This window comes from Gemmatimonadales bacterium (assembly GCA_030697825.1).
In the GTDB taxonomy this organism is placed as follows: Bacteria; Gemmatimonadota; Gemmatimonadetes; order Gemmatimonadales; family JACORV01; genus JACORV01.
In genome coordinates, this window is the sequence record JAUYOW010000253.1 from 1 (window position 1) to 4,444 (window position 4,444).

Genomic DNA, 4,444 nt, shown 5'->3' on the forward strand with positions numbered 1-4,444 from the left:
GTGATGGTGCCCATCATCTGAATGGCGTCGCCTGCCACGCTCGCGCCCTGCTCCCTGCAATGAGGATTGAGAAGCCCAACCTAGCGGGCCGGGGAACCGCACGCAATTCGCCGGGTTTCGGCCAGCTTGCCAATATAACACTGCTGTGCCACCTTATGTGAAATATTTCACAAGCCTCTACCGCGACCTCCCCTGGCGGTCGGGGGTACTCAGCAGGCGAGCGTGTTCCCCTCTTTCTCCGGAGTGATGTGGCTATGAAGCGCTGGTCTATCGCTGTTCTGCCCGTGCTCGCGCTGAGCGCGGCCGCGTTCGTCCACCCAGCCGAGCGGACGCCACCTCCCGCGACCGTGCGAGTGCGCATGCTCCAGGCGGGAACCCAGTTCAAGTTCGAGCCGGCTGGCATCCGGATCAACCCCGGCGACATCGTGGAGTTCGTGAACGTCTCGGGCATGCCGCACAACGTGCAGTTCTACCCGAACCGGATCCCGGCCGGCGCGAAGGATGTGCTGAACCGCGCCATGGCCCAGCGGATGGGCGATGTCGCGGGCCCGATGATGATGCAGCCCAACCAGGTCTATCGGATCAACTTCGCGGGCGCGCCGCAGGGCACGTACGACTACATGTGCCTGCCGCACCAGGCGCTGGGCATGAAGGCGACCATCATCGTCGGGCAAGCCGGCGGCCCCGGCAGCACGATCAACGACGGCGAACCGACGCCGGCGCAGGTGCCCGTGCGTCACTAGGCCCGGCGCACCAGGCTCCTTGCGACCTTCTCCGCCGGGAGATAACTCTCCCGGCGGAGGTGTATCATGCCCAGCGCCCAGGGTCAGGAGAACTTCGATCTCCTCGCCGACATCCCCATTGACGAGGTACAGTCCACGCCGGACGGCTTCGTGATGCAGGGACGCGGCGCGGACCGCGCCGGCTACCGTCTCGAGATGCACATCGACTGGCCGGTGGACCCGAAAACCAAGGCCGTCCTCGGCGAGATCCTGTCCCAGACGGAGGTGCGCGTGATGCGATGGCGCGCGCCGGGACTTCCCATGCGCCGTGGATAGCGCACGTGCTTCGCGTGATTCGTGTCACGGCGGCGGCCCCCCCTCGGGGTGTAGTCTGCTCCATCGGGGAAGACCGCCGTGGCTTGACTTGCCGCTCCTCCGGGGCGTCGGCATATTGGGCCATCAGCCGGCTTTTCCGTTCACCATTCGAGGCGTGCCCATGAGCGCTCTCCTCTTCCGCACCCGCGACGTGTTCCGTTTCGGGCTGCTTCTGTCGGCCGGCGCGTGCGCGGCCGCCGCCGGCGCGCGGGTCAGCGATGTGACCCCACAATCGATCCCGACGCTCGAAGCGGAGCAGAGCCAGCGGCCCCAGGACCCGGCCGTCCTATCCCGCCTCGGCGTCGCCTACTTCAAGGCCAATCGGCTCGAGGAAGCACGGCAGGCGCTCGATACGGCGGTGGCGCGCGATCCCAGCCACGGGATCGCCGCGATCTATCTCGGCATGACCACCGAGGCGCTGGGGGACTTTCCCGCGGCTCGCACCGCGTACAACCAGTACATCGTGGTGGGACGCAGCCGCGAGCTGAAGGGCACGGCGCGGCAGCGCCTGGCGCTCATAGGCCGGCGCGAGCTGGAGTTCCAGGCGCGTCAGGCCATGGCCCAGGAGTCCACGCTGCTGCTCAGCGCTCCGACGCCCAACACGGTCGCGGTGATGCCGTTCACCTACAGCGGCACCAACGCGGAGATCCAGCCGCTCACCCGCGGCCTGGCGCAGCTTGTGATCACAGATCTCGCGAAGTCGCGGCAGGTGACGGTGCTCGAGCGTGAGCGCATGCAGGCGATGCTCGACGAGATGCGCCTCTCGGAGCAGGGCAACGTGGAACAGCAGACCGCCGTGCGCAGCGGCCGCCTCCTGCGCGCCGAGCGCGTGGTGCAGGGCACGATCGCCGAGCGCGGAGACCAGCTGCGGGTGGACGCCGCCGTGGTGGACGTGGCCACCGCGGGCGTCGCGGCCACGGGGAACGCGTCGGATCAGCTGAGCCGGCTCTTCGACCTCGAGAAGGCGCTCGTGTTCTCGATCTTCGAGAACCTCGGCATTCAGCTCACCGACGCCGAGCGCGCTTCCATCAACCAGCGTCCCACTGAGAACATCCAGGCATTCCTGGCTTACAGCCGCGGCCTCGAGGCGGAGGATCGCGGCGACTTCCAGGTGGCGCGCGAGGCCTACAGCCAGGCCTCGAACCTCGACCCGAGCTTCCAGGCGGCCTCGGCGGGCGCCACTCAGGCCTCCGACCTCTCGACGGCGGAGGCGCAGTCGGTGAGCGATGTCGAGGTGACGGTCACCCAGAACGCGAACCAGGAGACGGGAGCGGCGCCGCCGCCGGCGGCCGACGCGCTGACCAACGCGGTCAACGCGGTCGCAGGTACGAATACGTCTCAGCAGCAGCAGGAGCAGCAGCAGCAGCAGACGCCGACCACGCCGCCCGGCAACCGTGACCCGACCGCCGAGGCCACCGGCGGCGGCGTGAAGCCGACCACCGGCACGGTGGTGATAATCATCCGGAGGCCAACGTGACCGCCCGCCGGGGGTTCCGCGCGTCCGGCCTCGCCGCTCTCGCGCTGCTGGTGGCGCCGGCGGCGTTGCGCGCGCAGGAGGCGCGTCGGACGCTTTACACCGGCGTGGAGTACCGTACGCTTTCCTTCGACCCGGGCCTCGGCACCAAGACCGTGAGCGAGCTGGTGGTCCCGATCGGTCTCGTCCTCCCGTTCTCGAACCGCGTTACGGTCGACCTTGGCACCCGTTTCGCGCGCGCCGAGCGAACCGACGAGAGCGGCGCCAGTGGGACGATCTCGGGACTCACCGACCTGCAGGCGCGCGCCGTGATCCAGCTGGTGCCCGACGTGGCGCTGTTCACCGTCACGGCCAACCTGCCCACCGGCAAGACGAAGTTGTCCAACGAACAGCTGGCCGTGGCCGGCGCGATCGCGTCCGACCTGTTGCCGTTCCCGGTCTCGAGCTTCGGGTCCGGCACGAGCGTCACGACCGGCCTCGCGTTCGCGGTGCCGGTCGCCGGCTGGGCGCTCGGCCTGGCGGGTAGCTACCGCATGAGCGGCAGCTTCACGCCGCTCGCCGGCGTCGATTCGTCCTACAAGGCGGGCGCCGAAATGCGCTTCCGCGCCGGTGTGGACCGGGTCGTCGGCCAGGGACGCGTCTCGTTGGGCTTCACCTACTCGAGCTTCACGACCGACGAGTTCGGCGGGTCGGGCGTATTCCGGCCGGGCAAGCGGTACATCGGGCAGGCGGGGGTCAGCCTTCCCCTCGGCAACATGGGCCTGTCGCTCTACGCGTGGGACCTCTATCGCGCCTCCGGCACGGTGCCGGTCAACGGGCTGACGACCGAGAAACAGAACCTCATGGCGCTCGGCGCGGCGCTATCCATCCAGCGGGGTCGCAACGTCTTCAGGCCGTCGGTCGAATACCGGCTCTTCGGCGAAGGCGATTCGTCGCTCGTCAAGGCGGGCACGCTGCTCTCGCTGGGCGCGCGCTATCAGATGGCGACGGGCGAGAGCATGTCGCTGATCCCTTCGGTGCGCTATGACATGGGCAACATCCCCAACGGCGCGACCGATGTCGGTTACAGCGGGTTCAGCGTCGGGCTCTCGCTGCGGAAGACCATGTGAGAGGGCTACGGCCGGCGGTGTCGGCGGCGGTGGTGTCTGCGTGCCTGATGGCGCTCGGGTGCCTCGACGCCGCGTCTCCCTCCGATGGACGGCGCGCCGATCTGGCGTTCTATCCGGTGTTCGAGGGCTACGGCCCGCTCGACGGCACGCCGAGCGACGTGGACTCGTTCCGCATCACTATCAGCAACCCGCCGTTCAGGGATACGGTGGTCGTGCGGGTGCTGACCGAGGGCCAGGACTCGATCGAGCTCCGCGTGCAGGTGACCGTGAACGCCGGCTCGGACACCGTGACCATCAGCTTCCAGGGTTACAGCAGCGCCACGGGCATGCTGCTCTATTCCGGCACGCAGAGTATCGAGTTGCGCGGCGGTATCCCGTCCCCGCCCAGGCCGGTCGACGCGACGTACGTCGGACCCGGCCGGGGCGTCCGCTCGATCTCGATCGGTCCCGACCAGGCCGCGCTCCGGCCGGGCGGGACGCAGCAATTCACATACGCCGCCTTCGACACGGCCGGCGTGGAAATGCCGGACGACAGCGTCCCGGTACACTTCGTCTCCACGAATACCAGCGTCGTGCGCGTGAACTCGGCGGGCCTCGCGACGGCGTTGGCGGACGGCACGGCACGGATCATCATCGGGAGCGTCGCGCGGAACAGCATTCGCGACACGGCGCTGTTCACCGTGTCGGCGGCGCCGCCGCCGTTGGTGAGCAGCGTGAGCCCGGCCAACGGGCCGCTGGCGGGCGGGACCAGTGTGACGATCACG

The 4,444-nt window shown here is 68.9% G+C and carries 5 protein-coding genes; all 5 read left to right on the plus strand.

All coding sequences use genetic code 11. The features are described from left to right. Positions 1-254: 254 nt before the first annotated feature. Positions 255-743 carry a plastocyanin/azurin family copper-binding protein gene (locus tag Q8Q85_12855; GenBank protein ID MDP3775144.1) on the plus strand — a complete coding sequence of 163 codons (489 nt, stop codon included), beginning with the start codon at positions 255-257 and terminating at the stop codon, positions 741-743. Between the two features lie 66 nt (positions 744-809). After that, positions 810-1,058: a hypothetical protein gene (locus Q8Q85_12860; protein MDP3775145.1), complete on the plus strand. Its 249-nt coding sequence runs from the start codon at positions 810-812 to the stop codon at positions 1,056-1,058. Positions 1,059-1,218: 160 nt separating this feature from the next. Continuing rightward, positions 1,219-2,574: a tetratricopeptide repeat protein gene (locus tag Q8Q85_12865; protein MDP3775146.1), complete on the plus strand. Its 1,356-nt coding sequence runs from the start codon at positions 1,219-1,221 to the stop codon at positions 2,572-2,574. Continuing rightward, positions 2,571-3,680, plus strand: a complete 1,110-nt coding sequence (locus tag Q8Q85_12870) for a hypothetical protein (protein ID MDP3775147.1) — start codon at positions 2,571-2,573, stop codon at positions 3,678-3,680. The genes Q8Q85_12865 and Q8Q85_12870 overlap by 4 nt, the downstream gene beginning before the upstream one ends. Then, on the plus strand, positions 3,677-4,444 hold a 768-nt coding region (locus Q8Q85_12875; GenBank protein ID MDP3775148.1), incomplete at its 3' end, for an Ig-like domain-containing protein. The genes Q8Q85_12870 and Q8Q85_12875, both read left to right, overlap by 4 nt.